This is a genomic window from Zhihengliuella sp. (genome assembly GCF_031178195.1).
GTDB lineage: Bacteria > Actinomycetota > Actinomycetes > Actinomycetales > Micrococcaceae > Zhihengliuella.
Window position 1 is genome coordinate 1 of sequence record NZ_JAPSJL010000011.1, and the last position, 23,984, is coordinate 23,984.

At 71.6% G+C, this 23,984-nt stretch carries 26 protein-coding genes, 2 tRNA genes and 1 pseudogene; 14 read left to right on the forward strand and 15 right to left on the reverse strand.

The window, feature by feature from the left end:
* Together RIN46_RS13230 and RIN46_RS13235 are read left to right on the forward strand one after the other, a co-directional pair.
* Positions 1 to 127: pseudogene (locus RIN46_RS13230) on the forward strand (IS481 family transposase); the annotation flags it as partial.
* Between the two features lie 96 nt (positions 128 to 223).
* The gene (locus RIN46_RS13235) at positions 224 to 877 is read left to right on the forward strand and encodes a hypothetical protein (protein WP_309082425.1); all 654 of its coding nucleotides are present in this window, start codon (positions 224 to 226) and stop codon (positions 875 to 877) included.
* A gap of 57 nt (positions 878 to 934) precedes the next feature.
* Here RIN46_RS13235 and RIN46_RS13240 read toward each other — a convergent pair whose 3' ends face one another.
* Positions 935 to 1,405: an Lrp/AsnC family transcriptional regulator gene (locus RIN46_RS13240; protein ID WP_309082424.1), complete on the reverse strand. Its 471-nt coding sequence runs from the start codon at positions 1,403 to 1,405 to the stop codon at positions 935 to 937.
* A gap of 164 nt (positions 1,406 to 1,569) precedes the next feature.
* On the opposite strand from RIN46_RS13240, the gene RIN46_RS13245 reads away from it, so the two are divergent.
* The 3 genes from RIN46_RS13245 (at position 1,570) to RIN46_RS13255 (ending at position 2,734) form a co-directional block, all read left to right on the forward strand.
* Entirely contained in the window at positions 1,570 to 1,788 is a 219-nt protein-coding gene (locus tag RIN46_RS13245; protein WP_375141900.1) for a helix-turn-helix domain-containing protein, read from the forward strand.
* Between the two features lie 101 nt (positions 1,789 to 1,889).
* Positions 1,890 to 1,962, forward strand: a tRNA-Ala gene (locus RIN46_RS13250).
* An 88-nt stretch (positions 1,963 to 2,050) separates the two neighbouring features.
* A complete protein-coding gene (locus tag RIN46_RS13255; protein ID WP_309082422.1) occupies positions 2,051 to 2,734 on the forward strand; it encodes an RraA family protein in 684 nt (227 codons plus the stop codon).
* A gap of 93 nt (positions 2,735 to 2,827) precedes the next feature.
* Here RIN46_RS13255 and RIN46_RS13260 read toward each other — a convergent pair whose 3' ends face one another.
* Positions 2,828 to 3,367 (reverse strand): hypothetical protein, encoded by a 540-nt coding sequence (locus tag RIN46_RS13260; protein WP_309082421.1) that lies wholly within the window; start codon positions 3,365 to 3,367, stop codon positions 2,828 to 2,830.
* Between the two features lie 169 nt (positions 3,368 to 3,536).
* On the opposite strand from RIN46_RS13260, the gene RIN46_RS13265 reads away from it, so the two are divergent.
* The 3 genes from RIN46_RS13265 to RIN46_RS13275 all read left to right on the forward strand — a co-directional run bounded on the left by RIN46_RS13265 (position 3,537) and on the right by RIN46_RS13275 (position 5,313).
* A complete protein-coding gene (locus tag RIN46_RS13265; RefSeq protein WP_309082420.1) occupies positions 3,537 to 4,016 on the forward strand; it encodes an NUDIX domain-containing protein in 480 nt (159 codons plus the stop codon).
* A gap of 82 nt (positions 4,017 to 4,098) precedes the next feature.
* On the forward strand, positions 4,099 to 4,530 hold the full coding sequence (locus RIN46_RS13270) for a Fur family transcriptional regulator (protein WP_309082419.1): 432 nt from the start codon (positions 4,099 to 4,101) through the stop codon (positions 4,528 to 4,530).
* Positions 4,531 to 4,623: 93 nt separating this feature from the next.
* The gene (locus RIN46_RS13275) at positions 4,624 to 5,313 is read left to right on the forward strand and encodes a GntR family transcriptional regulator (RefSeq protein ID WP_309082418.1); all 690 of its coding nucleotides are present in this window, start codon (positions 4,624 to 4,626) and stop codon (positions 5,311 to 5,313) included.
* A 106-nt stretch (positions 5,314 to 5,419) separates the two neighbouring features.
* Here the strand turns inward: RIN46_RS13275 and RIN46_RS13280 are convergent, their stop codons facing one another.
* Positions 5,420 to 6,061: a DNA-3-methyladenine glycosylase I gene (locus RIN46_RS13280; RefSeq protein ID WP_309082417.1), complete on the reverse strand. Its 642-nt coding sequence runs from the start codon at positions 6,059 to 6,061 to the stop codon at positions 5,420 to 5,422.
* 221 nt (positions 6,062 to 6,282) lie between these two features.
* Between RIN46_RS13280 and RIN46_RS13285 the strand changes: the two genes are divergently transcribed.
* Entirely contained in the window at positions 6,283 to 7,563 is a 1,281-nt protein-coding gene (locus RIN46_RS13285) for an MFS transporter (protein WP_309082416.1), read from the forward strand.
* A gap of 80 nt (positions 7,564 to 7,643) precedes the next feature.
* On the opposite strand, the gene RIN46_RS13290 is transcribed toward RIN46_RS13285, so the two are convergent.
* A complete protein-coding gene (locus RIN46_RS13290; RefSeq protein WP_309082415.1) occupies positions 7,644 to 8,066 on the reverse strand; it encodes a VOC family protein in 423 nt (140 codons plus the stop codon).
* 310 nt (positions 8,067 to 8,376) lie between these two features.
* Here RIN46_RS13290 and RIN46_RS13295 point away from each other — a divergent pair.
* The 3 genes from RIN46_RS13295 (at position 8,377) to RIN46_RS13305 (ending at position 9,439) form a co-directional block, all read left to right on the forward strand.
* Positions 8,377 to 8,449, forward strand: a tRNA-Ala gene (locus tag RIN46_RS13295).
* A 145-nt stretch (positions 8,450 to 8,594) separates the two neighbouring features.
* On the forward strand, positions 8,595 to 8,915 hold the full coding sequence (locus RIN46_RS13300) for a 4a-hydroxytetrahydrobiopterin dehydratase (RefSeq protein WP_309082414.1): 321 nt from the start codon (positions 8,595 to 8,597) through the stop codon (positions 8,913 to 8,915).
* Positions 8,912 to 9,439 carry a metallophosphoesterase gene (locus RIN46_RS13305; RefSeq protein ID WP_309082413.1) on the forward strand — a complete coding sequence of 176 codons (528 nt, stop codon included), beginning with the start codon at positions 8,912 to 8,914 and terminating at the stop codon, positions 9,437 to 9,439. Before RIN46_RS13300 ends, RIN46_RS13305 begins: the two co-directional genes overlap by 4 nt.
* Here RIN46_RS13305 and RIN46_RS13310 read toward each other — a convergent pair.
* The 3 genes from RIN46_RS13310 to RIN46_RS13320 form a co-directional block, all read right to left on the reverse strand.
* Positions 9,423 to 10,625 (reverse strand): calcium:proton antiporter, encoded by a 1,203-nt coding sequence (locus RIN46_RS13310; RefSeq protein WP_309082428.1) that lies wholly within the window; start codon positions 10,623 to 10,625, stop codon positions 9,423 to 9,425. The genes RIN46_RS13305 and RIN46_RS13310 overlap by 17 nt on opposite strands.
* A 136-nt stretch (positions 10,626 to 10,761) precedes the next feature.
* Positions 10,762 to 12,486: a ubiquinone-dependent pyruvate dehydrogenase gene (gene poxB / locus RIN46_RS13315; protein ID WP_309082412.1), complete on the reverse strand. Its 1,725-nt coding sequence runs from the start codon at positions 12,484 to 12,486 to the stop codon at positions 10,762 to 10,764.
* A gap of 94 nt (positions 12,487 to 12,580) precedes the next feature.
* Positions 12,581 to 13,549 (reverse strand): DNA/RNA non-specific endonuclease, encoded by a 969-nt coding sequence (locus RIN46_RS13320; RefSeq protein WP_309082411.1) that lies wholly within the window; start codon positions 13,547 to 13,549, stop codon positions 12,581 to 12,583.
* Positions 13,550 to 13,658: 109 nt separating this feature from the next.
* Here RIN46_RS13320 and RIN46_RS13325 point away from each other — a divergent pair, with 109 nt between their 5' ends.
* Positions 13,659 to 14,870, forward strand: coding sequence for a hypothetical protein (locus RIN46_RS13325; protein WP_309082410.1), 1,212 nt, complete (start codon positions 13,659 to 13,661; stop codon positions 14,868 to 14,870).
* Between the two features lie 62 nt (positions 14,871 to 14,932).
* On the opposite strand, the gene RIN46_RS13330 is transcribed toward RIN46_RS13325, so the two are convergent.
* From RIN46_RS13330 to RIN46_RS13345, 4 genes are all read right to left on the reverse strand, one after another.
* Entirely contained in the window at positions 14,933 to 15,253 is a 321-nt protein-coding gene (locus tag RIN46_RS13330) for a multidrug efflux SMR transporter (RefSeq protein WP_309082409.1), read from the reverse strand.
* Positions 15,250 to 15,660, reverse strand: coding sequence for an SMR family transporter (locus RIN46_RS13335; RefSeq protein ID WP_309082408.1), 411 nt, complete (start codon positions 15,658 to 15,660; stop codon positions 15,250 to 15,252). Before RIN46_RS13335 ends, RIN46_RS13330 begins: the two co-directional genes overlap by 4 nt.
* A gap of 97 nt (positions 15,661 to 15,757) precedes the next feature.
* Positions 15,758 to 17,095: an MFS transporter gene (locus tag RIN46_RS13340; RefSeq protein WP_309082407.1), complete on the reverse strand. Its 1,338-nt coding sequence runs from the start codon at positions 17,093 to 17,095 to the stop codon at positions 15,758 to 15,760.
* Positions 17,096 to 17,251: 156 nt separating this feature from the next.
* Positions 17,252 to 18,859 carry a PucR family transcriptional regulator ligand-binding domain-containing protein gene (locus tag RIN46_RS13345; protein ID WP_309082406.1) on the reverse strand — a complete coding sequence of 536 codons (1,608 nt, stop codon included), beginning with the start codon at positions 18,857 to 18,859 and terminating at the stop codon, positions 17,252 to 17,254.
* Positions 18,860 to 19,006: 147 nt separating this feature from the next.
* On the opposite strand from RIN46_RS13345, the gene RIN46_RS13350 reads away from it, so the two are divergent.
* Positions 19,007 to 19,291, forward strand: a complete 285-nt coding sequence (locus RIN46_RS13350; protein WP_309082405.1) for a pyrimidine/purine nucleoside phosphorylase — start codon at positions 19,007 to 19,009, stop codon at positions 19,289 to 19,291.
* 132 nt (positions 19,292 to 19,423) lie between these two features.
* On the opposite strand, the gene RIN46_RS13355 is transcribed toward RIN46_RS13350, so the two are convergent.
* The 4 genes from RIN46_RS13355 to RIN46_RS13370 form a co-directional block, all read right to left on the reverse strand.
* Positions 19,424 to 20,023 (reverse strand): type 1 glutamine amidotransferase domain-containing protein, encoded by a 600-nt coding sequence (locus RIN46_RS13355; RefSeq protein WP_309082404.1) that lies wholly within the window; start codon positions 20,021 to 20,023, stop codon positions 19,424 to 19,426.
* Positions 20,024 to 20,179: 156 nt separating this feature from the next.
* The gene (locus tag RIN46_RS13360) at positions 20,180 to 21,019 is read right to left on the reverse strand and encodes a hypothetical protein (RefSeq protein WP_309082403.1); all 840 of its coding nucleotides are present in this window, start codon (positions 21,017 to 21,019) and stop codon (positions 20,180 to 20,182) included.
* A 172-nt stretch (positions 21,020 to 21,191) separates the two neighbouring features.
* Positions 21,192 to 22,289 (reverse strand): acyl-CoA desaturase, encoded by a 1,098-nt coding sequence (locus tag RIN46_RS13365; protein ID WP_309082402.1) that lies wholly within the window; start codon positions 22,287 to 22,289, stop codon positions 21,192 to 21,194.
* 190 nt (positions 22,290 to 22,479) lie between these two features.
* On the reverse strand, positions 22,480 to 23,928 hold the full coding sequence (locus RIN46_RS13370; RefSeq protein ID WP_309082401.1) for a DUF1731 domain-containing protein: 1,449 nt from the start codon (positions 23,926 to 23,928) through the stop codon (positions 22,480 to 22,482).
* Positions 23,929 to 23,984 lie beyond the last annotated feature (56 nt).

Sequence of the window (23,984 nt, forward strand, 5' to 3'; positions counted from 1 at the left end):
CGAAGCCGAACGCGTCGCCGCCTTCCAGGACTGGCTACACCACTACAATCACCACCGCGGCCACACCGCACTCGCAGGCGCCTCACCGGCAGACCGCGTACCCAACCTCCAAGGACAGAACACCTAGCACTCCGGAGGCCGTGCGAGCGCCCCCGGTCACAGGGGACCGTGAAATCGGCAACTCCCCGCCCAATTCCGCCGTCGGCGAACCTATGATCTGACCGTGACTTCCTCCTCCTCCGCCCAGCCAGAGGGCACCCGAGCGTCCCGCACGTCCTCGGTGCGCCCTTCCCGCGTCCGGATGCCCCGCACCCGGTTCGTCTCCGCCGAGGCGGCCCGGCGGGATGCCGGTCACGGCGTCGCCGTCGACGTCCTGCTGGCCCGCCACGGCGAGTGCGCGGTGGGCTTCTTCCGCAGCCGCGACTTCGACGTCACCATCGCGCTGCTCGCCGACGGGTCCACCGACTACGCGCCGAACACGTTCCTCGCCCCGGCACGGCGGCGCGCCCTGGCGGCGGCCGGCGACGAGATCCGCGTCCCGGGGCGGGATGCCGGGAGTGGGTACGACGGCGATGCGGACCGCGGCGGCGCACCGCGCCTCCTGGGCGGGACCGACGGGACGGACGGGGCGGACACGCTCCCCGTCGTCGCGCAGCCCACCGACGGCGGCGGGCCGGCGACGCCGATCGCGCGCCTGGTCCGCGGAGTGGACGACTTCCGGAACGACCGCGCGCCGGTGCGGCGCGAGGAGGCGAGGTTCCTGCTGAAGCTGACCGGCGTGTGGGTCGCGGCCAGCACGGTGTTGATGGGGGCCGTCTACTGGTGGGCGGTGACCGTCTCCGACGTGCCCCTCTCCGAGGTGACTGTCGGCTTCTGATCCTTCCGCCGCGTCAGCGGGCCCGGGTGCACCGAGGGAGCGCCGTCGATCCGGGCGTCAGTCCTGGAGCAGGCCGCGGGTCCGGAACGGGATGAGCTGGCGCAGGAACATGGTGGTGGACGTGCGCTCGATGCCGGGGCACAGTCGGATCTGCTCGGACACGCGGTAGAGATGGTCGCTGTCGCGGGCGACGATCCTGATCCGCAGGTCCGTGTCGCCGGCCGGGGCCAGGCACTCGAGGACCTCCGGTATCTCGGCGAGGGCCGCGACGGCGTCGTCCAGCTGGGACTGCTCCACCTGCGCGTCGACGGACGCCGAGACCGGGTGGCCCAGGGCTGCGGGGGAGACCCGGATGCTGTTCTCCAGCAGCACCCCGGCGGCGGCGAGCTTCTCCAGCCGGGATTGGACCGTGCCGCGCGCGAGGCCGAGCTGCTGGGAGAGCATGAGCGTGGGCACGCGAGGATCCTCGTCGAGCGCCAGCAGGATGCGCTTGTCCGTGGCGTCGAGTTGGTAGCGCTGCGTTGACATGGGATTCCTCGTCAGGATCGGGTGTGCTCTAACGGTAGGCGCTGCCGCGTGAGGGGCTCAAAGTATTGCGCCGCAGGGCCGTTCGTGGCGGTCGTGACGGTTGTCCGTCCACAGGTGGCCGCGTGGGATGGATGAGAGCGTTTGATGGCTGTAAATTCATGTGTATGCGATTCATGCGACTCGAAGACGTGGCCGAGGAGCTCAACGTCAACATGCCCGTGGTCCGCGGGCTGGTGCGCTCCGGCGAGCTGCCGGCCATCCAGATCGGCGGGCGCGGCCTGTGGCGCGTGGAGCGCTCGGAGTTCGAGGCGTACGTGGAGCGCCAGTACGCCGCCTCCCGTGAGGCCGCGGAGAAGCACAAGTCGGAGCAGCCGGCCGAGTAGGCCGCGCCACGTGGGCGCTGCGGCGGGGGCGACGCCAGAATTTGGGCCGAGGCCTGTTCCGGGGCTAATCTAGCTTTCGTCCGACTCGCAGCGGTCGGTACGGGGCTTTAGCTCAGTTGGTAGAGCGTTTCGTTCGCAATGAAAAGGTCAGGGGTTCGATTCCCCTAAGCTCCACATCCCGACTCCGTCGGTTTCCTGCAGGTCAGGAGGCCGGCGGAGTCTTCTGCTGTCCGGACCATCCCGCGCGTGATTTGCTAGCGGTATGACGCAGAACCAGTCGCCTCCGGACTCCGTGCCGACCCAGACGCAGCCGGACCTCGCGCGGGTGCCGCTGCCCGATGTCTCGCCCACCTCCGTCGCCGACCTGGTCGACGTCGACCGCGTCATGGATCCCGGGATCCGCCCGCTCTGGCCGGGTATGCCGCGGGTGATCGGCCCCGCCTACGCGGTGCGTTGCGCCCCGGGCGACAACCTGATGATGCATGCGGCGATCTACCGTGCCGAGCCGGGCTCGGTGATCGTCGTCGACTCCGGCGGATCGCCGCTCGCCGTCGCCGGCGGTAACGTCTGCGCGGTCGCTCAGCGCCGCGGCATCGCGGCCTTCGTCATCGACGGCAACATCCGCGACCTCCAGGAGGCCCGCGACGCGGGGTTCCCCGTCTTCGCTCGCGGCGTGTTCCCGAAACCGGGGACCAAGCACGACGTCGTCCCGTCCGGTGAGGCGGCCGTCGGGGGAGTCCGGGTGCGCACCGGCGACGTCGTCGTGGCCGACGAGGAGGGCATCGTGGTGGTCGAGGGGCACCGGGCCGTCGAGCTGCTCGACGCCGCCGCCGAGCGCGAGGCCGGTGAGGAGTCGCAGCGCCTTGACGACTGGGAGGCGGCCCACCGCCGGAAGATCGAGGCCGGCCTCGCCGCCGGGGGCGACAATTCGGGCCTGCCCGACTGACGTGCCGCTCCGGCCGGTGGTTCGCCGGGAGTTCGACTGCCCGTCAGGACAGAGTGCCGGCCCCGGCTCGGACTGCTCGGTGAGGGGTTCGGACTACTCGGCGAGCAGGAGCGCCTCGGTCGCCTCCCCGTGGGCGCAGCGATCCGGGATGCCGGTGGTGTCCTCGAGCGCGACGGGCTCGGCGGAGGACTCGAACGGATCGCCGACCCTCGCCGTGCCGAGCGCGGCCGTGGTCACCGACGGCTGACCGTCGCGGAGGACGAACTCCGCGTCGTCCGGGAACAGCAGCAGCTGCGGCTCCCCGTCGTCGACCAGGGCGAAGCAGCCGCCCGGGCCCGTGATCAGGCGTCCGGACACGTCCTCGGCGTTCTCGGCCGGCTCGGTGGCCGTCAGTCCGATGGGCCCGTCGCCGACGGCCTCGACGGCGATCTCCCGATCTCCGCTGTCGGCCGCGTCTGAGGTCTCGTCCGCGGACTCCGACTCGGCGGTGGCATTCTCTGTCCCGGGCGCCGGTGCCGAAACGCCCGCGTCGCTGCCTGCGCTCTGGCCGCTGTCACCGGACCCGCAGGCCGTCAGCCCCAGCAGCAGAGCGGTGGCGGCCAGGGCCAGGGGGCGTCGGTCGAACTTCTTCACGGGGACCTCCTCGTCGGGGAACTGCTGCGAACCGGCCGTTGCTGCGGCCGCTCCGCCCCATCGTCTCGATGGGTGCGTCGAACGCGTCGAAGGATCAGTACAACATTTCCGGGACCTCGGATCAGAATCGGTCCGGGCACCGCGGTCGCTGCAGCGCTAGTCTGGCCGCATGCCCGTTCCCGACTTCGTCCTCCGCCTCCGCGAGCACATCGGACACGATCCGCTCTGGCTCATCGGCGTCACCGCCGTCGTCGTCCGGCAGGACCGGGTGCTCCTGGTCCGGCGATCGGACACCGGTGCGTGGACGCCCGTCACCGGGATCGTCGACCCGGGCGAGCACCCCGCCGTCGCGGCCGTCCGCGAGGTGGAGGAGGAGGCCGCGGTGCGGTGCGACGTCGTCGGGCTCGCCGCCGTCGGCGTCTCCCCGGAGGTCGTCCATGTCAATGGCGACCGGGCGCAGTACCTCGACCACACGTTCCTCTGCCGCCACCTCGACGGGGAGCCGCGCCCGGCCGACGACGAGTCCACCGCGGCCGACTGGTTCCCCCTGGGTGATCTGCCCGAGATGCCGCAGCGCATGCGGGATCGAATCCGGACCGCCGTCGAGTACGACGGCGCGGCTCGACTCATCGACGACCGCCCCGTCTGACGCGCCTCGCGAGCGGTGTGTCGTCGCCTACACTCCCGCCTCTTATCTTGACTATTTCAAGAGACCGGGCAGACTGTTACCCGTGACTGAAACGGTGGATCTCGAGCGAGTGCTCCGCGACGCGTCCCTGCGGGTGACGCGGCCGCGCCGCGCAGTGCTCTCCGCCGTCGCCGGGAATCCACACGCCGACACGGACACGATCATCGAGGCCGTGCGGCAGGAGCACCCCGCCGTCTCCCATCAGGCGGTCTACGACTCGCTGCGGCTCCTGACCCGCCTCGGCGCCATCCGGCGCATCCAGCCGCACGGTCACAACGCCCGCTACGAGGCCCGCGTCGGCGACAACCACCACCACGTGGTGTGCCGGTCCTGCGGGAACATTGCCGACGTCGACTGCGCCGTCGGCGAGGCCCCCTGCCTCGCCCCGTCCCACCACCACGGCTTCGAGATCGACGAGGCCGAGGTCCTCTACTGGGGCGTCTGCCCCGACTGCAAGGACCGCCTGGCCGCCTGACCCGGTTGGGGAGCGGCTCGAGGACAGAAGACCTGGAGCACCCCCTGGGCAGTAACCTGAGGTATTAGACCTCGAACCAGTAGGCTGGGGATCATGGAGAGGACACTCGGGGCCGCGCGGGACGAGTCGGACGGCCGCACCGTCGCCCGGCAGAGCTACCGGCAGCAGGCCATCGACATCATCCGTGCGCAAATCGTCTCAGGACTGCTGGCGCCCGGCGAGCTCCACTCCATCGGCAGCATCGCGGAGCGGCTCGGAGTCTCCATCACCCCCGTCCGGGAGGCGGTGCATGACCTCGCGAAAGAGGGGCTCCTGGAGATGCGCCGCAACCGGGGATTCCTGGTGCGGACACTCTCGGAGGACGAACTGGATGAGATCGTCCACGTGCGCACTCTGCTCGAGGTCCCGGCCGTCCGGGAGATCGCCGAACGACGCCTCGTCGAGTCCTTCGAGGACCTGCGCCGGAGAGCACGCGAGACTCAGACCCATGCCGAGGCCGGACAGTGGGAGCAGTTCCTCCGGGCGGACCGCGACTTCCATCTCAGTCTCCTGGCGGCACTCGGCAACGGGAAGCTCGTCGAGATCGTGGGCAACCTCAGGGACCAGAGCCGGCTCTTCGGCCTGGACAAGGTCGCCGGCACCTCCCACTTCCTCGACTCGACCCGGGAGCACACCGAACTGCTGGACGTGATCGAGGCCGGGGAAGCGTCCCGGGCCGCAGAGATCATGACGGCGCATCTGCGGCACATCCGCGGTATCTGGGCCGGCCAGCCGGAACGGTAGTCCTCTCGGGCCCAGCACGGTCGTTGCAGGGCCCGCGGGGCGTCGGCCGCTGACCGCGGACGGCCTCGGGTGCAGACCCCTCGAGCTGCAGGGGCAAACCATCCCGTCAGGCCCAGACGCCGCTGGAGCCGCGGCGATGGCTGCCCACCAGGTGCGTGTCGACGATCCCGATGGCCTCCATCAGGGCGAACATCGTGGTGGGGCCGACGAAGCTGAATCCCCGCTTCTTCAGGGCCTTCGACAGCGCGACCGACTCCTCCGAGCGGGACGGCACCTCGAGCCACGTGCGTGGCTCCGGCGTCGTCTCCGGCTGGAAGGACCAGACGAAGGCCGCCAGCCCGCCGTCCGCTCGGAGCGCGATGGTTGCCCGCGCGTTCGTGATCGCCGCCTCGATCTTCCGACGGTTGCGCACGATGCGTTCGTCCTGCAGGAGCCGGTCGACGTCCTCCGCCCCGAACGCGGCCACCGCGTCGGGATCGAATCCCGCGAACGCCTCACGGAACGCCGGCCGCTTGCGCAGGATCGTCGCCCAGGAGAGCCCGGACTGGAACGCCTCCAGGGTCAGCCGCTCGTACACGCCCTGCTCGTCGCGGACCGGCAGGCCCCACTCCGTGTCGTAGTAGTCCCGCAGGAGCGGGTCGCGCGACGCCCAGGCCGGGCGGGCCAGGCCGTCCGCCCCCACGACGAGGCCCGTGTCCGCGACGGGATCGCTCTCGACCGACTGGTGCGGCAGGGTAGCGTCGGGCATGGTTCCTCCGGAGACGTCGGGAGCGGGATGGCTCCATCCTGCCACTGCGGCGGTCTGTGCCGACGAGGCTGCCGACGTGCTGTGGATAACACCAAACGTTTGCCCAGGCCGCTGCCCATCCCCTGTGGCGTGCGAGACAATGGGGAAGAAGCAGCGCCGGCAGCTGGTTGAACACACCGTTGCTCCACCCGTTGCACCGCTCCCCACCGCAGAAAGTACCGATGCAGACTCCTGCCACACCGCAGACAGCCACGTCGCTCCTGACCGGGCGCCGGCTGCTCGTCGCCGTCGTCGCCCTCGCCATGGGCGGATTCGGCATCGGCGCCACCGAGTTCACGATCATGGGCCTCCTCCAGGAAGGCGCGGTGGACCTCGGCGTCCGGAACGAGGACATGGGCCTGCTCATCACCGCCTACGCCCTGGGCGTGGTCGTCGGTGCCCCGACGCTGACCGCACTCGGGGCGCGGGTGCCGAAGAAGACGATGGTCCTGTGGCTGATGGGGTTCTTCACCATCGCGAACGTGTCGTCCTTCTTCGCGCCGACCTACGAGGTCATGGTGCTCACCCGGTTCCTGTCCGGCCTCCCGCACGGGGCCTACTTCGGCCTCGCCGCGATCCTGGCGGCGACGCTGGTGCCGCCCACCATGCGGGGGCGGGCCATCGCATGGATCTTCCTCGGCCTCGCGGCGGCCAACGTGGTCGGCGTCCCGGCACTCACCTGGATCGGGCAGTGGCTCGGGTGGCGGTCGATGTTCGTGGCGGTCGGCATCATCGGCGTGCTGACGTGGATCCTCATCAAGGTCAACGTGCCCTTCAGGCCCTCCCACGCCGAGGCCAGCATCCGTGCAGAGCTCTCGGCGCTCAAGAGCGGGGGCGTGTGGGTCGCCATGCTCACGGGCGTCGTCGGCTTCGGCGGGTTCTTCGCCGTCTACTCGTACATCAGCCCGATCCTGACTGACGTCACCGGACTGCCGATCACCGTCGTGCCCGTGGTCCTGGGTCTCTACGGGCTCGGCATGGTGGCCGGCAACCTCGTCGGCGGTCGCCTGGCCGACTGGTCGGTCTTCGGCAGCCTCTACATCTCCCTGGGTTCCATGGCCATCGTCATGACGACGTTCGGCCTGGTCTCGCCGATCCCGTGGCTCGCCATGGTCTTCGTGTTCATCATGGGCGGCGTCGGCTCGCTCCTCGCCCCCGGGCTGCAGTCGCTCCTCATGGACTCGGCGCCGCGCGCGCAGTCGCTCGCGTCGTCGCTGAACCATTCGTCGCTCAACGTGGCCAACGCCCTCGGAGCCGCCCTCGGCGCAGAGGTTATCCGCGCGGGGCTGGGCTACCAGGCGCCGGCCTACGCCGGAACCATCCTGGCGCTGATGGGTCTGGCCCTCGCGCTGTTCGCGGGGTGGCTGCACCGCCGCCGCACCTCCTCGCCCGCCGACGGGACGGCATCGGCGGGCGGGGCCGCCGTGGCGAGCGCCCCGGCGGCGCGGACGACGTCGGCGTAACCGCGCGACCGCGCCGCCGCGGGCCGGCGCAGGGGAGAGCGGTTGGCCTCCCGCGAGCGCCCGAGTCGCCGGGCCGGGGCTTACGAGGCCGACGCGGCGATGTTGAACATCCAGCTGACCCCGAAGCGGTCGGTGAGCTGACCGAACTTGTCACCCCAGGGCGCGGTCTCGAGCGGCAGGTTGACCGTGGCGCCGTCGGACAGCCCCTCCCACCACTGCTCCAGACGCCCGTTCTCCTCGGTGCTGTCGCCGCTGGAGCTGAGCGCCATGGTGCCGAATCCGTTGCCCTCCATGCCGGGCGGCAGGTCGGAGGCCATGATGTGCGTGCCGCGGTCCACGTAGAGCGAGCCGTGCATGATGAGGTCCTTCGTCTCGCCTTCCTCGCCCATGCCCTCGGCGTAGGTGCTGGTGTCCAGCTCGCCGCCGAGCACCGCGTGGTAGAAGTCCAGGGCCTCGCGTGCCGTCCCCGGGAACTGGAGGTAGGGGGTCAAGCCGATCGTCATGGGAGGAGCCTTTCGTCGGAACGTGCGGCGGCGCGCTCTCGCGAGTCGGCACCGGCCGAGGAGGGCGGGTCGGGAGGCGGTCCGGCCGATTGCCGCCGGGGCCGTCCCGCCCTGCGCTCAGTCTCTGCCAGGAGCCGCCGTTTGGGAAGAGCACGACGACGGCGCAGCAGGGTGGGCGTGAGCGCACCAGGGCTAACGGGGCGCCGCGCGAGTCCGGAGCCCGTGGAGCGGGCGCCGATTATGAGGCGCCCGCCCGGATGCTGTATAGTCTTTACTCGGTTCACCGCTCAGGCGATGGACGCATTCCCTCGGGGGTATGGCGCAGTTGGTAGCGCGTCTGCATGGCATGCAGAAGGTCAGGGGTTCGAATCCCCTTACCTCCACCGAATGAATGGAAGGCCCGGACTTCGGTCCGGGCCTTCTTGCGTGCGGGCCCTCTCCCGTTCCAGCGCAGTCCGTGCACCCGCAAGTCGTCCGGCCCGTCGGACGGGCTAGCCCGCAGGGCCTCGTCAGGTCCACCATGGCTGCATGAGTGATTCGAAGCGAAAGCTGTCCCCCTCCGAGATCGCCGATGCCGGGCTGGCCGACTGGCAGCAGGTCGAGGAGACCCTCACGGCGCGATTCCTGACGAAGAAGTTCGCGACCGGGCTGGAGCTGGTGAACCGCATCGGCGCCTCGGCCGAGGACGCCAATCACCACCCGGACCTCACGCTCACCTACCCCGAGGTCGGCGTGACGCTCTCCAGCCACGACGTCGGCGGCATCACCAGCCGCGACATCGACCTGGCGAGGATCATCAGCGGGCACGCGGAGGATCTCGGCGTGAGGAGCGGTTCGGCCGACGGATGACCACCACGCTGCTCCTCCTCGCTGACACCCACCTCCCCGCGCGCGCCAGGCGGCTCAGCGACGACGTTCTCCGGGCGGTGGACGCCGCCGACGTCGTCGTGCACGCGGGGGACTGGGTGGACGCGGCCACCCTGGATCTCCTCGAGTCCCGCTCCCGCCGGATCCATGGCGTGTACGGGAACAACGACGGCCCCGAGCTGCGGGCCCGGCTGCCGGAGGTCGCGCGCTTCACCGTCGAGGACCTCCGGTTCGCGATGGTCCATGAGACCGGGCCGGCCGGGAAGCGCGAGGAGCGCATGGACGCGGCGTTCCCCGGGGTCGACGTCCTCGTCTTCGGCCACTCGCACATCCCCTGGGACACGACCACGCCCGGCGGCCTGCGCCTGCTCAACCCGGGGTCGCCGACGGACCGGCGCCGACAGCCCGTCTGCACCATGATGCGGGCCACCGTGGACGGCGGACGGCTGGACGTCGAGCTCGTCCCGGTCGAGCGCTGGCAGCCGCCGGCTACGCGAAGACGGTGAGCCCGTAGACCACGAACAGCAGCAGGTGGCTCGCTCCGTGCAGCGCCGTCGCGCGTTGTCCGGAGAACGTCGCGACCGTGAGCAGCAGGCTCGTCCCGAGGAGGACCAGATTGGTGGGGCTCTCCGCCAGCGTGACCGTTTGCCCGGTCAGCAGGCCGATGACCAGCACGGCGGGGATCGTCAGGCCGACCGTGGAGACGAGCGCGCCGTGGCAGAGGTTGCTCACCCGCTGCATCTCCGCCGACTGCGCGGCCCGGAGGGTGGTGATGGTCTCCGGCAGGAAGACGATCAGGGCGATCAGGAGGCCGGACAACGCCACCGGGGCGCCGGCGCGGTACAGCACCTCGTCGAGGAGCGCGGCCATGTCGTGGGAGAGCAGCACGATCGGCACCACGGTCAGCACCAGCACCGCCGTCCGCGCGAGCAGCTCCGTCCGGTGCTCGGCGAGCACGGAGGCCATGGATGTCGGCGTGGCGGACGACACGGTGGCGACGGACCCGTGCGTACCCGGACCGCCCGCCGTCGTGCCCTCCGACGGCGGCACCGCCGTCGGGCCGTCGCCGGCCGGGCCCGGCTCCTGGAAGTCGGCGCGCTGCGCGCCCATCTGTCGATGGAGGAAGAACGCGTAGAGGACCACGGTGACCGCGGCGATCGGCACCGCCTGGCCCGGGGTGTACGCGCCGTCGCGCCCGATGAGGCCGGGCACGGCGAAGGCGACCGCCGTGAGGACCACGAGGACGGACAGGTAGGCGGAGACGCCCGTGGTGTTCGCGCGGAGGCCGCCGTGGCGCAGGCCGCCCACCAGCAGGGCGGCACCGACGACGAGGTTGAGGATGATCATCGACACCGCCATGACGGAGTCGCGGGCGATCGTCGCGTGCTCGCCCGGGCCGAGCATGATCGCGGAGATGAGGATGACCTCGATCAGCACGATCGACAGCGTCAGCACGAGCGTGCCGTACGGGTCTCCGAGGCGGTGGGCGAGGTGCTCGGCCTGCGCGACGACGCCGAAGGCGCAGACGACGATCACGAGGACGATGGCGACCAGGACGGACACCAAGGGGGGAGCGGCCAGGGGGCCCTCGAGCAGCGGATGGGCGAGGAGCGTGGCCGCGTAGGCGGCCCAGCCCAGCCCCAGGCTTGCGAGGGCGGGAGCGGTCAGGACGGTGTGGAGGGTCGATGCGATGCGCACAGGCGATACACGATTTCCTGCGGGGCCGTCCCCGCTCTGACGTCCGCCGGCGGGTCGTCCCGCTGGCGATTCCGTTCCTCAGTCTAGCCTCGGTGGGTCTCGGCGGACCGCCGGGGAGAGGGGCCGCAGCCTAGAAGAGCTGGCGCAGGTTGGTCTTGGCGAGCTCTAGGAGCTCATCGCCGCGCCCGGACATCACCGTGCGCACCGCGTACAGGGTGAACCCCTTGACCTGCTCGGCGGTGATCGAGGGCGGCATGGACAGCTCCTGCCGTTCGGTCCGCACGTCGAGCACCGCGGGACCGTCGACTGCGAGGAACTCGTCGACCGCCTTCGGCAGCTCCTTGGAGGACTCGACCCGCCGGCCCCAGAGCCCCAGCGCCTGCGCGACGTCGCCGAAGTTCGGGCTGGCCAGGTCGGTCCCGTACGTGACGAATCCGGCGGCCTTCATCTCCAGCTCCACGAAGTTCAGTGACGAGTTGTTGAAGACCACCACCTTCACGGGCAGCTTCTCCTGCACCAGCGTGGACAGCTCGCCCATGAGCATGCTCAGTCCGCCGTCGCCGGAGAGAGCGACCACCTGGCGGCCGGGTTCAGTCGCCTGCACGCCCATCGCCTGCGGCAGCGCGTTGGCCATCGAACCGTGGCTGAAGGATCCGATGAGCCGCCGCCGCCCGTTCATCGTCAGGTAGCGGGCCGCCCACACCACGGGGGAGCCGACGTCGGGCAGGAACACGGCGTCGTCGGCCGCCTTCTCGTCGAGGAGCCGGGCCAGGTACTGGGGGTGGATGTCGGCCTTGCCGCGGCTCGGCACGGCGAGGTCGTCCAGCCGCTCCCGTGTCTTGGCGTAGTGGCGCCGCGAGTCTTCCAGATGCTTGCGGCTCCGGGCCTCCGCCAGCCGCGGCAGCAGCGCCGCGAGGGTCGCCCGGCTGTCGCCGACCAGGCCGAGATCCAGTGGGTGCCGGCGTCCCAGCTGCTCCCCGCGCAGGTCGATCTGGAGGGTCGTCGCGTCCTCGGGGAAGAACTGCTGGTAGGGGAAGTCCGTCCCGACCATCAGCAGGGTGTCCGCGTTCTCCATCGCCCGGTAGCCGGATGAGAATCCGAGCAGCCCGGTCATACCGACGTCGTACGGGTTGTCGTACTCGACGTGCTCCTTGCCGCGCAGCGCGTGCACGATCGGGGCACCGAGCCGGTCCGCCACAGCGAGCAGCTCGGCGTGCGCGCCGGCGACACCGGCGCCGGCGAGGATCGTCGTCCTGCCGCGGCGGTTGAGGAGCTCCGCGGCCCGGTCCAGTTCGTCGTCGGAGGGCACGACGACGGGACCCGCCTGCGTGATCACCGTGGTCCGATCGGACTGGGCCTCGGCGAGGGCGACATCCCCCGGGATCACGAGGACCGCCACCCCGCGCCGCTCGATGGCCGTGCGCAGGGCGATCTCCATCATGCGCGGCATCTGCGACGGGTGCGCCACGTACTCCGCGTACACGCTGCACTCGCGGAAGATCTCCTGCGGATGCGTCTCCTGGAAGTAATTCGAGCCGATCTCCGGGGTGGGGATGTGCGCCGCGATCGCCAGCACCGGGACGCGGGAGCGGTGGGCGTCGTAGAGCCCGTTGATCAAGTGCAGGTTCCCGGGCCCGCACGAGCCCGCGCAGACCGTGAGCTCGCCCGTCATCTGCGCCTCGGCCGACGCCGCGAAGGCGGCGGACTCCTCGTGCCGGACATTGACCCAGCGGATGCTGCCGTCCTTGCGCAACGCGTCCGTCAGCCCGTTGAGCGAGTCACCGGGGAGCCCGTAGATGCGTTCGACGCCATTCGCGCGCAGCGTGCCGACCATGTTCTCTGCAACCGTGACCATGATGTCCCTTCCCTCGAGAGGTGTCTGCTCCGCACGATACTCCGGCCCCCTCCGCCCGGCCCGGGGTTGTGAGGGACCAGACAGGCCGGAACGGTCAGGGCGTCTCGGCCCCGACGAGCCGTACGCCGTCGAGCCGGAGGGACCCCGCTCCGTCGAGCTCGCGCCACGTCGCCGGCACGCCCGCGGCGCGGGTCCCGACCGCAGCGGGCAGGCGGTCCGCGGCGACGAGCCGGGCGAGATCCAGGCCCGTCCGGGCGGCGATGTCCGTGATCGGCACCTGGAAGGTGCGGAACGGCCCCAGCGGCGGTGCCTCGCCCACCGCGCCCGGCCGCGGCACCCCCGGGACGTCCGCGAGCTGCGGGGTCTGGTCGACGACGTAGCCGGTGGCCGCGAGCTCGCCCCGGTGGAGGAAGGCGGCGACCTTGAAGTACTGGAGCGGGATCCCCACGCCCCGGTACACCGGGTCGCGGTCGCCGAACACGGGACCGGTGAACACCACGATCCGCCGCCCGTGGTCGGCGGCGTTCCGCAGCAGGTAGGTCTCCAGCCCGAGCCACAGCTCGAGGCTCTGGTTGTAGGCGGCGGCCTGCGGGGCGGCGTTCGTGTAGAAGAAAGTGTCCTCGTTCGCGCGGGCGGCTTCGGCCCGGGAGTCACCCCAGACGGCGGAGGCCCGCCGCACCAGGTGCCCACGGTCCAGGTCGTTCCGGGCGTAGAGCTCCGGGCCGGCCTGCTGGTCTCCGGGCAGTCGCGGGTCGAGCCGCCAGTCGATGCCGGATCGGCCGAGGCCGAACATCTTGGCGCCGTCGATCCCGAGCGCCGTCACGGCCGCGAGGCGCCGGTCCGGCCGCATCGACACGGAGAAGTGCGTGTACGGCAGGACGGTGGTCTCGACGCCGTCGAGCGCCGGGATCGGCAGGCGCTCGCCGAGGAACTGCTCGTCGAACCCTGGACGATTCGCCAGTTCCTCGGCGGCGGAGCCGCCGTCCAGGGCGCCGTCAGCCGTGACGCCGTCGGCCGCGCCGTCTGTCGCCCGTTGGTTTCGGGCTGCGGGAGTCCTCATCATGTCCGGAACGTACCAGCGCGCGGTGACAGGTTGGTGAACGACGTCTGGGGGAACATCGTCGTCGACTGCCTCCCTCGGCATGGTGGCGCGGGCGCGGCAGAATGGGCGCATGCAGACGACGAACGCGGCCGGCGGGCGGGGCGCGTCACCGGTGGCGAACCTCTGGCGGACCCTCTACGCGACACGGTGGGCCGCCGTGTCGGTGCTGCTGTTCGCGTTGGCGGCCTGGGGGACCTGGGACTCCTTCCACGACGGCGACGGCGAGCGCCTGTGGGGAGCGATGTTCATGCTCGCCCCGGCGGCTCTGGCCGGCGGGGCGCTCGTCTCCTCGGCCTGGCGCCCGGGGCCGTCCGCGCAGGCACTCTCCGCGCGCTTCCTCCTCACCGGCGCTCTGGCCGCCGTCCCGCTCGTGCTCCTCAATGTCGTGTTCCTGATCGTCGCCTGGTCCGTGCCGGCGAACCGCGCCGCCGTCGCCGGGTACCCCGGCTACCACTCCTGGTGGGACGGCGGCCTCGGACTGCAGATCGTGCTGGTCGGCCTGGGCGGATGGATCGGCGGCATGCTGGGCGCGCTCTTCGTCTTCATCGTGATCGTCCTGCCGATCCTCTCGATTCGACGGCCCGGCCTGGTGGCCGCTGGCTCGCACCTGGAGCGGATCGCCGATGGCCGGACCCGCAGCAACGCCGTCGCCTTCGTCTGCATCGGCCTGGCCGTCTGCGTCGTGGGGCTGATCCTGATGGCCGTGACCGAGGGACTGGGTGGCCTCGAGGATCTCACCCGCCGCATCGGGCTCATGCTGGATTCGGGGTTCTACCTCGACTGGGGCGTCTGGATCCTCGGCTGGGCGATGTTCGCGGGTGGACTCCTGGTGATGGCCTACCCGGTGGCCCGCGTGGCGCTCCTTCGACTGCGGGCGGCTCTCCGCGGCCCCGATCCCGCCGCCCGGGAACCCGTCGTCGCCCGGGGAACCGCCGTCGACCGGGAACCCGACGTCGGCCGGGGACCCACCGCGGCCAGGCGCGCCGGAACCGGGCGCGATGCGTCGGACGACCCCCGCCGGCGCCGCAGATCGGGGCCGCTGTGGCCGCTGATCGCCGGCCCTGTAGCCGCGCTCGCCGGGTTCGTCATGATGTCGGCCACGGGCAGCCCCGGCGGTGTCGCGGACTTCGTCATCGTCGTCCGTCATCTCGGCAGCGCGGGCTTCGGCGCCGGCGCGTTCGTCTGGGCCGGGGGCTGGCTGCTCGTCGCGGCCGGGCTGATCGTGCTCGCCTACGGCGGCGTACGCGTGGTCGCGGGCCTGGCACGGCGGGAGCCGGAGTAGCGGCGGCGGGCTGGAGCGTGGCGGCGTCGACGACGAACCGGTAGCGCACGGGTGGGAGTGTGTCAGTGGGCGCCGGTCTCCACCAGGACGACGCCGGCGATCACGAGGACGATCCCGAGGATCATGCGCCGGGTCAGCGGCTCGTTCCAGATGGCTCGGGCCAGGAGCGCGACGAGCGCGATGCCGGTCGCCGCCCAGATCGCGTAGGCGACGCCGACCGCCATGCCGGCCTGTAGCGCCATCCCGAGCAGGGCGAAGGCCCCCGCGTAGCCGACGACGACGGGGACCAGCCAGCGCCGTCTCCGCAGGCCGTCCGACGCGCGCAGGCTCAGGGTCGCGAACAGTTCGCAGCCGATCGCGAGGGCGAGGTAGATCCAGCTCATGCGGTCCGCCTCCCCGCGCCGGGCGCGTCGGTGGGGTCGCCGGCGGATCCGTCGCCCGGGCCGGCACCATCCGCACCCGCGGTGCCCCGGGGATGGGAGCCGGACTCGATCAGCACGACACCGACGACGATCAGCACGAGGCCGGCCACCGCCGTCGGGCCCAGCGCCTCCCCGAAGAGGAGCGCACCGGCGACCGCCGTGAGCGCGACCCCGGACGCGCCCCAGACGCCATAGGCGACCCCGACCGGCATCCCGGCCCGCAGCGTCAGGCCGAGCAGGGCGAACGCGAAGACGTAGCCGGCCACGGCGAGGGCCGCCCAGCCGCGCTCGTCCACCGCGGCGCGGAGCGCGAGGGTCCCCGCGACCTCGCCGAGGATGGCGGCGCCGAGAGAGAGCCACTTGATCATGGTGCCGATTGTCCCCGACGACGACGGAGCCGCGCCATCCGGACGATGGCGCGGCTCGCAGCGGTCGGGAGTCCCGGCGGGGAAGTCCTCGGGCCGGTCAGTCCTCGGAGCGCAGCGGCGTCTGGGACGTCTCCCGGGAGAGGATCACGCCGATCAGGGACAGCACGGCCACCCCGATGAGGAAGAAGGCCGGCGAGTGGGCGTTGCCGGTCTGCGCGATGAGCCACGTGGCGGTGTAGGGGGCGATGCCGCCGAACAGGACGGCGCCGACGTTGAACGGCAGGGAGAACCCGAGGTAGCGCGAGCGGGTCGCGAACGTCTCGGCGAAGAAGGCGGGGAAGACGCCGTCGTTCAGCGAGAACATCCCGAGGAAGAGGAGCAGGACGCCGACCGCCACCAGGAGACCGCCGTTGGAGAGCAGCGTCATCAGCGGGTAGCTGAACACGATCAGGAGGGCCGAGGCGGCGAAGAGCGTCCGCCGGCGTCCGAACCGGTCCGAGAGCGCCGCGGCTGCGGGCAGCATCCCGATGTAGAGGACCAGCGCCACGGTCGAAGCGAGGTTCGAGTCGGCCTGGCTCATCCCCGCCTCCTCGATGAGATAGGTGGGCACGTAGCCGAGCAGCAGGTAGTAGCCGCCGGCATTGAGCGCCATGACCAGCAGCAGCCGGCCCATGCCGGGCAGTGCAGCCGCGAAGCGTCGCGCCGCCGGCTCGCGCCGCTCCGGGAGGGAGGAGGCGCGACGCTCCTGCTCTTTCTCGATCAGGCGCCGATAGTGCGGCGTCTCCTCGAGCCGGAACCGCAGGTACAGGCCGATCAGCCCCAGCGGGCCGGCGATCAGGAACGGGATCCGCCAGCCCCACGATTCCATCGAGTCGGTGGAGAGGCTGGAGTAGAGGACCGTCGCCATGAGCGAGGCGAGCAGGAACCCGGCGGCCGAGCTCATCGGCACCACGCTGGTGAGGATGCCGCGGCGATGGTCGGGCGCGTACTCGGCGATGAAGATGCCGGCGCCGGCGTACTCGCCGGCCGCCGAGAAGCTCTGGGTCATCCGCAGCAGGAGGAGTAGGGCCGGCGCGGCGATGCCGATGGCGGCGTAGCCGGGGATGAACGCGATCAGGAACGTGGAGCCGGACATGAGCAGGATGGTGGTGGCCAGCACGCGCTTGCGGCCGATCCGGTCGCCGAGGGTCCCCCAGAGCAGGGCGCCGAGGGGCCGGATGACAAACGACAGGGCGAAGATCGCGAATGTGCTCAGGAGCGCTACGGAGTGGTCCTGCTGGGCGAAGAACACGACGGCGAGGGTCGTCGCGAGATAGCTGTACGAGGCGTAGTCGAAGTACTCGAGCATGGTCCCGAGGCCGCTGGCGGTGATCACGCGCCGCAGAACGGCGCGTTCCTCTCGGGTGGGTGGCTTGGCCGCCGTCTTCGTCGACATGGTGGTCCTCCTGGTGCGAGCGGGCTGTGGCCGGATCCGATCCATCCGACTCCTGTGATGTAGATCATCCCCGCGGGTCGGGGTCTGGCCGATGGCCGCGGTGGACAAGACTCGCGGGCCCCGTTGGAATCCACGTACAACCACGGTCGACGGCGGTCAGCCCGCACCGCTCGTCGCGGGAGCGGGCTGCTCGGGCCGCGCGGCGGGATGCCCGTCGTCCCGGTAGCCGCGGGCCTTCAACGCGAGCCAGATCTCGGTCTGCGCGTCGACGCCGCCGAGGTCGCGGCCGAGCAGCTGGGTGGCTCGTTGGATGCGGTTGCGCACCGTGTGCCGGTGGACGTCGAGCCGTCGGGCGGTGGTGTCGATCGAGCGGGCCTCGGAGAGCCAGAGGTGCAGGGTGTTGAGCAGTGCGGCCCCGTGGTCCGCGCGGTCCAGCGGTCCGAGGACGGCATCCGCGAAGGCCGTCAGATAGTCGCTGTCCGCCACATGGAGCAGGAAGTCGTGGGCCGCCCCGTCGGTGAACAGCACCGGGCGCCCCGCCCGGCGGCTCGTCTCCATGGCGGCGTGCGCCTGGCGGAGCGTCTGCCCGGCGTGGGCGGGGATCGCCGGCGTGCCGAACCCCACCGGTCCCTCCAGCCCGAAGTCCTCCAGGGCCCGGGCGGGATCGTTCACGGCCAGTGCCTCCACCCGGCGGCCCTGGAGCCGGAGCAGGGGTGTGCCCAGCACGACGGCGAGGTCGTCGAGGAGCACCTCGGCGCGCGTCGCGGACTCCGCCTCCACCACGACGCCCCACAGTTCCTGGGTGTCGACGCCGAGGGCTTTGAGGACGGCCCGGGCCCGGGCGGCGTCGTCGTTCTCGACGAGCCGGGCGAACTGGGCCGCGCGCCGCCGGCGGGTGGGCTCGTCGAGGAACCAGCGCCGCTCGAACTCCAGCGCCAGCAGGGAGAGCAGGGTGGGGACCGCGAGCCGGGCCGCGGGGGCCGTCGAGGCGTGGCGGACGAGGAAGCCGCGGACCGTGGTCTCACCGGCGAAGGGTTCGACCGTGAGCGTCGCGTCGCCGCCGGCGCGGGCCCCGGCGCCCGCATCGGGCCGCGGACCCTCGCCCCGGCCGAGGTCGAAGACGGTGCTCTCGCCGAGGCGGGGAGGCTCCTGCCGCAAGTGCGCGGCCGCGGTCTCGACGAGCGGGGTCGGAAAGCCGGAGCTGCGGCCGACCAGGCGCCCGACGCGGTCGAAGACGGCCGACTCCTCGCCCGTCGAGGTCCGCCACTGCTCCAGCAGGCGGTCGATGTTCCCGCCGCGCGTCACGATCCCGAGGAGGCGGACCTGCAGGGAGGAGGCGGCCTCCAGGACCGACCGCTCGGCATCGATCCGCTGCTGGGTGATGGCGCGGGCGATGCGGGAGAACGACGTCGATGGTGGAGCCGAGAGCAGCGGCACGTCGTGCCGGCGCCCGAGCTGGATCAGGACGTCGGGCACGTGCTCGAAGGCGGCTCCCGGGCCGAGACCGACGACGACGCCCGCAGCGCCGCCCGCGGCGACGTGCCCCAGGAACTGGTCCCAGGCCCCCGTCTCCGTGCCCAGGGCAGCGCCGCGCGTCAGGATCAGCTCGCCCCCGTGCAGCCAGCGCGGCGGGGGCGGTGTCTCGGCTGCCAGCGGCGTCTCGACGGCGCGCTCGACGCCCAGTCCGCCGGTGTGGAGTTCGAGGTGGAGGCCGGGGAGCGCGGCGACCGTCCCCACTGTCACACCCGACGTTGTGTCCTGCATCACGTCAGCCTACTCCTCGGACTGTCCCTGCGGGCCAGAACGGGTGTGGCCGTTTGTACGCCGGGGCCTTGGTGCGCCCCGATCCCGCGTCCATAGCATGACGAGGGTCAGGGCCGGAGGCCAGCAGTACAGCGAAGGGATTCAGACGTGATCGTCCAGCAGAACGAGTACTACGACGGCAAGGTGCGCAGCATCGAGTTCGCCAACGAGCAGGGCAAGTTCACGGTCGGGGTGATGGAGCCTGGCGAGTGGACGTTCGAGGCGCCCACGCGGGAGTGGATGATCCTGACCCGCGGATCCTGGGACGTGCAGCTGCCCGGCACGGAGGAGTGGAAGACCTTCGGCGAGGGGGAGTCGTTCCAGATCGAGGGGAACGAGTCCTTCACGGTCCGCATCGAGGACACCGTCGCCTACCTCTGCCCGTACACGTAGACGCTCGGAACCCGGACTGGCGGGGCGGGTGCTTCAGACGCCCGGCCCGGCCAGGCGCCGCACGCCGGCGCCGACGATCCCGGCCGGCACTCCTCCGAGTGCCGGCCGGGATCGTCTGTCGTCGCTACCGGTCTACGCGCCGCCGGAGAGCTGCTCGATGAGCTGGTGGTTGAAGGCGTCCAGATCACCCGGGTTCCGGGAGGTGATCAACGGGTAGCCGGCCGAGGTGTCGAGCACCACCTCCTCGTCCACCCACGTGGCTCCGGCGTTCTTCAGGTCCGTGCCCAACGAGGAGTAGGACGTGAGCCGCCGGCCCGAGGCGAGGCCGGACTCGATCAGCAGCCACGGCCCGTGGCAGATCGCCGCGACCGGCTTGCCGGCCTGCGCGAATCCCTTGACCAGCTTCTGCGCGTCACTGTTCACGCGCAGCTGGTCCGCGTTCAGCGTGCCGCCGGGGACCACGACGGCGTCGTACTCGGCCGCCGCCACGTCGCCCAGGGTCGTGTCCGCCGGGACGTCGGGGCCGGGGTCCTTGTCGCTCTTCATGGTCTTGATCGGGCCCGCCTCCACGGCGGCGACCGTCACGTCGGCTCCGGCCTCGCTCAGGGCCTCGATCGGCTTGGTGAGCTCGTCGCTCTCGGTGCCGTAGTTGGTGCTGATGACCAGGACCTTGCGGCCGGCCAGGGACCCGTCGCCGGAGGGGTTGGCGTTGCTGTTCGATGCGGATGCCATGGTGGTGCTTCCTTTCGACGGAGGGAGCGCCCGGACGGATGCCGCGGGGATGTCCCGCTGGGGCGCCACACCTCCATGGCTATCACAGCCCTCCGGCCGCTTCGAGGGGACTGCGGCCCGGAGATCGCTGGGAAGTCCCTCGGCGCCGAGTGGACGTTAGGCGACGTCGGCGGCCCAGAGCGTCAGGAAGTGCGCGCCGGCGGCGTCGTGGACGACGTCGTCGTGGGTGAGGACCGGGTAGTCGGTCTCGGGGACGCCGTCGGCCGGGCGCACGTCCACGTGGGTCACCGGGTGGCCGTTGCGGTGCAGCCAGTCGGCCATCGCGTAGTCGGTGCGTGAGTCACCCATGGTGTACCAGGACCGGGGCTCCACGCCGCGGGCGGCCAGTAGTTCGAGGGCGCGCCGCGCACCGAGGTCCTTCCCGAGCCGCTCGGACTCGATGTCGGTGGAGATGATCGTCGGGTCGATCCGCACCCCGGTGAGCCCGTGCCGCTCGATGAGGCCCGGGATCGCGGCGTCGAACTGCTCCTGCGCGGCCCAGTACTCCTCGGCGCCCACGCCGACGTTCATCTCGGCGGAGACCATGGCGCGCTTGGTGGTGTCGAAGAACATGGTGTCCGCGAACCGTTCGCGGATCAGGTCGGCGACCTCCGCGCCGAACGACGGCGGCAGGGCCAGGTCCTCGTCGATGCTCACCTCGCCGAGCCCGTCGGGCGAGACCTCGGCCCAGACGGCGCCCTTCTCGCTGATGGTGAAGACGGGGGTCCCGGGGAGCAGCCCGAACTCCCGCAGCCGCGGGACGACCTGCTCGGCGATGAACGCGTCCGAGCGTCCCGTGTTGAAGACCACCGGGATGCCGCGATTGGCCATCGCGGCGAGGTCCCGGGCGATCGAGTCGATGGCGACCGTGCGCGTCACGGGGCTGGCGATGGGCCCGTCGACGTCGAGGAGCAGGCCGAAGGCGGGGGCGGCAACGTGCAGAGCGGAGGAAGTCACCGGTCCATTATGGGTGCCCGAGCAGGTCCCGGCCCAAGCGCGTTGAGCGGTGCGACTCCGAGGCCCGAAGGCGTCCGTCTGGGCGACGGGCGGCGAGCCCCGGAGGCGAATGCACGAGGGACCGGCGCGAACGCCGGTCCCTCTCCTGTGCTGGCTGCTGTGACCGCGGTGGTCAGCCGGTCTTGCGCATCTGCTGCAGCGGGCACTCGAACGGATCGCGGGCGCCGAGGCCCACGCGGTTCAGGTACTGGACCACGGCCTTGTAGGAGGTGACCAGCGAGACCTCGGTGTAGGGGATCCCGCGCTCGTTGCAGAAGCGCTGCACGATCCGCTGCGCCTCTGCGAGGTGCGGGCGCGGCATGCTCGGGAACAGGTGGTGCTCCACCTGGTAGTTGAGCCCGCCCATGAGGCTGGTGTTGAACCAGCCGCCGCGGACGTTGCGCGAGGTCAGGACCTGGCGCTGCAGGAAGTCCAGCATCCCGCGCTCCTCGAGCAGGGGCATGCCCTTGTGGTTCGGCGCGAAGGACGCGCCCATATAGAAGCCGAAGACCGCGAGCTGGACGCCCCAGGCCGCGAACGCGATGCCCGGCGGCAGGAAGATGAACAGCACGGCCGGCACGGCGACCAGCCGCACCATGAGGGTGATGATCTCCATCGGCCGGCGCTTGATGTCGCTGCGGCCGAAGACCGTCTGCAGCGCATCGCGGTGGAGGTTCAGGCCCTCGAGCAGGAGCAGCGGGAAGAACAGGTAGCCCTGGCGCTGGGCGATCCAGCGCAGCGGTCCCTTGCGCGTGGCGAACTGCTGCGGGGTGAAGGCGACGACCGGATCCTCGATGTCCGGATCGTGCCCGATGGTGTTCGGGTTCGCGTGGTGCTTGTTGTGCTTGTTGTTCCACCAAGCGAACGACAGGCCGACCACGAGGTTCGCGAGCACGAGCCCGACCCATTCGTTGGTCTTGTGACTCTTGAAGACCTGGCGGTGGGCCGCCTCATGGCCCACGAAGGCGATCTGGGTCAGCAGGATGCCGACGAAGCCGGCGATCAGGAGCTGGAACCACGAGTGGCCGATGAGCACCGACGCGACCCCGCAGGCCGTCAGGGCGGCGGTCAGGCCGGCCAGCAGCCAGAGGTAGAAGCCCCGTCGTTTGGCGAGCAGGCCCGCGGCACGGACCTCTTTGAGGAGCTGGGAGTAGTCGCTCGTCGCTCGGAAGCGTGCCGGCTGGCCGGCGGTGTCGGAGCGGGTGGAGGGTGCAACGGCTGTACTTGTCATGCGGTGTTACGTCCTGAACAGATGAAAATCGAAGGCGTATGCGACGCAGACGATCTTGATGTTGAAGTCCGCCGCGGTGGGTAGAGAGAAGCCGCAGCTGAAAGGTCAAGTACCCCCAGCGTACGCGAGCCCAGCCCGGAAAGATACGGAGCCGGGCTGGCAACTGCCTGATCACGCGGGGGACGCCGGCCTAGCTGAGGATCTCCTCCAGGGCGCCGGGGAGGGCCGGGTGCTCGAAGCGGAAGCCGGCCTCGGCCAGGACTCGGGACGTCGCATGCCGCCCGGTGAGCGCGAGCGCCGGATCGGACCGCAGTGCGGCCGCGCCGACCCGCAGCAGCGGTTCCGGGGTCGGGACCCCGAGACTCCGCAGTGGCCCCGGCGCCAGGCCGGTGCGCAGCAGAGCCATCAGCTCCTCGTTGCGCACGGGCTCGGGTGCCGCGGCGATGAGCGGGCCGGCCGGGAGCACGACGCCGTCGGTCAGGCCCAGCGCCGCGCGCACGACGGCGAGCCAGTCGTCCACGTGGATCCACGAGAACCACTGGCGCCCCGTGCCGATCCGCCCGAGCCCGGCCCGGCCGAGCAGGGCCAGGCGATCGAAGGCCGGGCAGCCGCGATCGAGCACGATCGACGTGCGCAGGGTATGGAGGGTGTCGGCTGCTGCACCGACCGCCGCCTCCTCCCACGGGGCCGCGACGCCGGTCATCTGCTCCAGGGCCCGTGGAGCGGAGGCGGCGCCCAGACCGGAGCCGTCCGTTCGGATGGGGAGCGGCGAGGACTCGGTCAGGCGCGTCTCGCCGGCGTCCCCGTAGATCGCCGTGGTGCTCCCCTGGATCCAGGTGTCCACCGGGTGTTGCCGGCTGGCCTCCACCAGCGCACGTGTGGGTTCGACCCGGGAGCGGCGCAGCTCCGCGATGTTCCTCTGGGTGGGCCGGACGTCCACCAGTCTCCCGGCCAGGTTGACGACGGCCACCCGCTGCCGCGGCGCCTCGAGCTCTCGGGCCCACGCGCCCACCGTGCGGCCGTCCCACGCCGTCTGCCGGAACGGCACGGAGGGGTCGGGCCGCCGGGTGAGCAGGACGACGTCGTGCCCCCGGGTGAGCAGGTCGGCCGCCAGCCGGCGGCCCAGGAATCCGGAGCCGCCCGCGATGACGGCCTTCAGCCCGTCGTCGGCGGGGGCGGCGCCGGCCAGGGTGTAGAGGCGCGCGGCGTTCTGCGCGAAGTCCGCGGCGATCGGTCCCGCCGCGGCACCGGCGGCCGCCACGGCGATCGGGCCGTCGGCGGAGACGCGCTGCTGGAGGACGGTGCCGCCGTCGTGCTCGCGCAGCGTCCAGCGGACCAGCATCCCACCGCCGGGCTGCGCCTGTCGCCAGGCGAGAGCCGCGCCCGGCTCGGACTCCGTGACCCGGACGGGCGGGGCCGTGCGCGCGTGGACGGCCCCGATGATCCCGCCGGCCAGCGGCGGCCGGGGGATGAAGCGGTACTCGTCGCCGGCGCGGGTCGGGCCCGTCCGGCCGTCGGTGGGCGTCATCGCCGCCACGGCCGGGTTCCACTCCGGCAGGCGGGAGAGATCCGCGAGGATCCGCCAGAGCCGGGCGGGCTCGAGGGCCAGGAAGTGCTGTCGGGTTCTCGTCCACGCCATGGGCTTCACTGTAGTGCCGCCGCGGCGCCGTGGCCCGGAGTGACCGGGAGCGACCG

What these genes read in the sequence shown, in the direction of transcription:
- RIN46_RS13290 (WP_309082415.1), bottom strand. Translation starts at nt 8,066, where the DNA reads ATGACGATCGGCTTGACCCCCTACCTCCAGTTCCCGGGGACGGCACGC.
- poxB (WP_309082412.1), bottom strand. Translation starts at nt 12,486, where the DNA reads ATGGTCACGGTTGCAGAGAACATGGTCGGCACGCTGCGCGCGAATGGC.
- RIN46_RS13275 (WP_309082418.1), top strand. Translation starts at nt 4,624, where the DNA reads ATGGAGAGGACACTCGGGGCCGCGCGGGACGAGTCGGACGGCCGCACC.
- RIN46_RS13285 (WP_309082416.1), top strand. Translation starts at nt 6,283, where the DNA reads ATGCAGACTCCTGCCACACCGCAGACAGCCACGTCGCTCCTGACCGGG.
- RIN46_RS13330 (WP_309082409.1), bottom strand. Translation starts at nt 15,253, where the DNA reads ATGAGCTGGATCTACCTCGCCCTCGCGATCGGCTGCGAACTGTTCGCG.
- RIN46_RS13305 (WP_309082413.1), top strand. Translation starts at nt 8,912, where the DNA reads ATGACCACCACGCTGCTCCTCCTCGCTGACACCCACCTCCCCGCGCGC.
- RIN46_RS13280 (WP_309082417.1), bottom strand. Translation starts at nt 6,061, where the DNA reads ATGCCCGACGCTACCCTGCCGCACCAGTCGGTCGAGAGCGATCCCGTC.
- RIN46_RS13240 (WP_309082424.1), bottom strand. Translation starts at nt 1,405, where the DNA reads ATGTCAACGCAGCGCTACCAACTCGACGCCACGGACAAGCGCATCCTG.
- RIN46_RS13300 (WP_309082414.1), top strand. Translation starts at nt 8,595, where the DNA reads ATGAGTGATTCGAAGCGAAAGCTGTCCCCCTCCGAGATCGCCGATGCC.
- RIN46_RS13365 (WP_309082402.1), bottom strand. Translation starts at nt 22,289, where the DNA reads ATGACAAGTACAGCCGTTGCACCCTCCACCCGCTCCGACACCGCCGGC.
- RIN46_RS13335 (WP_309082408.1), bottom strand. Translation starts at nt 15,660, where the DNA reads ATGATCAAGTGGCTCTCTCTCGGCGCCGCCATCCTCGGCGAGGTCGCG.
- RIN46_RS13370 (WP_309082401.1), bottom strand. Translation starts at nt 23,928, where the DNA reads ATGGCGTGGACGAGAACCCGACAGCACTTCCTGGCCCTCGAGCCCGCC.
- RIN46_RS13355 (WP_309082404.1), bottom strand. Translation starts at nt 20,023, where the DNA reads ATGGCATCCGCATCGAACAGCAACGCCAACCCCTCCGGCGACGGGTCC.
- RIN46_RS13320 (WP_309082411.1), bottom strand. Translation starts at nt 13,549, where the DNA reads ATGATGAGGACTCCCGCAGCCCGAAACCAACGGGCGACAGACGGCGCG.
- RIN46_RS13345 (WP_309082406.1), bottom strand. Translation starts at nt 18,859, where the DNA reads ATGCAGGACACAACGTCGGGTGTGACAGTGGGGACGGTCGCCGCGCTC.
- RIN46_RS13340 (WP_309082407.1), bottom strand. Translation starts at nt 17,095, where the DNA reads ATGTCGACGAAGACGGCGGCCAAGCCACCCACCCGAGAGGAACGCGCC.
- RIN46_RS13255 (WP_309082422.1), top strand. Translation starts at nt 2,051, where the DNA reads ATGACGCAGAACCAGTCGCCTCCGGACTCCGTGCCGACCCAGACGCAG.
- RIN46_RS13325 (WP_309082410.1), top strand. Translation starts at nt 13,659, where the DNA reads ATGCAGACGACGAACGCGGCCGGCGGGCGGGGCGCGTCACCGGTGGCG.
- RIN46_RS13265 (WP_309082420.1), top strand. Translation starts at nt 3,537, where the DNA reads ATGCCCGTTCCCGACTTCGTCCTCCGCCTCCGCGAGCACATCGGACAC.
- RIN46_RS13245 (WP_375141900.1), top strand. Translation starts at nt 1,570, where the DNA reads ATGCGATTCATGCGACTCGAAGACGTGGCCGAGGAGCTCAACGTCAAC.